The 699-nt window shown below is 60.2% G+C and carries 4 tRNA genes; all 4 read left to right on the top strand.

Going from position 1 to position 699, the window contains the following annotated elements:
* Positions 1-83 precede the first annotated feature (83 nt).
* Positions 84-156, top strand: a tRNA-Pro gene (locus NDI85_RS22235).
* A gap of 4 nt (positions 157-160) precedes the next feature.
* Positions 161-247, top strand: a tRNA-Ser gene (locus NDI85_RS22230).
* A 191-nt stretch (positions 248-438) separates the two neighbouring features.
* A tRNA-Glu gene (locus tag NDI85_RS22225) sits at positions 439-511 on the top strand.
* Between the two features lie 103 nt (positions 512-614).
* A tRNA-Met gene (locus tag NDI85_RS22220) sits at positions 615-685 on the top strand.
* Positions 686-699 lie beyond the last annotated feature (14 nt).

Here is a 699-nt window from a genome sequence, read left to right as displayed (position 1 = left end):
CAACCACGACTACTCGGTCGCGGTTGCGCAGTTGGAAAGTCGTACAGATAGATAATCAACTGCCGAACGCTCGGCAGTCCAGTGAGCCGATGGTCCAGCGGATGACAATCTGTGCCTTGGGCGCACAGGACCGAGGTTCGAATCCTCGTCGGCTCACTGTGCCGCGACTGGGTATTGGGGAACCCAGCGGCCTGCTATGCCGTGGCCGTCTGCTACCGGTCTCCCGGTTCGAATCTGGGTCGCGGCGTCATGACAACGAATGTCTGCCCTGCCTGCAAGGAGGAAGCGTTCCGTCACGTCCCGCTCGGTGAAACAACGTCCATCGACACGATTGGAAGCGTGGAAATCTGTGTCACCGAGGACGGCGCATACTTCCACGGAACGAGGTGACCGCCATCCATCCACTGGCGGACGACCCGTTCCAGACGAGGCCAACCCGCTCCAGTGGAGTAGCGGCCAAACTCACGGCCCTCTCACGGCCGAGCCCCCGGTTCGAATCCGGGCTGGAGCATTCTCCAACAGTCCGAGACCTCTCACTTCCAGCCGACTAGATTGAGGGACGGACAGCTGTGGAGAACTGAGAGATGTCCATGAGTGAGTTCCGAATTGTGTGCTGCGGGATAGGATAATGGCAGTCCACGGGGCTCATATCCCCGAGGCCCAGGTTCGACTCCTGGTCCCGCGATGGAGGACAACAAT

Origin of the sequence: Haloarcula sp. S1AR25-4, from assembly GCF_031624555.1 — an archaeon.
GTDB lineage: Archaea > Halobacteriota > Halobacteria > Halobacteriales > Haloarculaceae > Haloarcula > Haloarcula pellucida.
The sequence above is the reverse complement of the archived record's forward strand: the minus strand, read 5'-3'. Positions and strand labels throughout refer to the sequence as shown.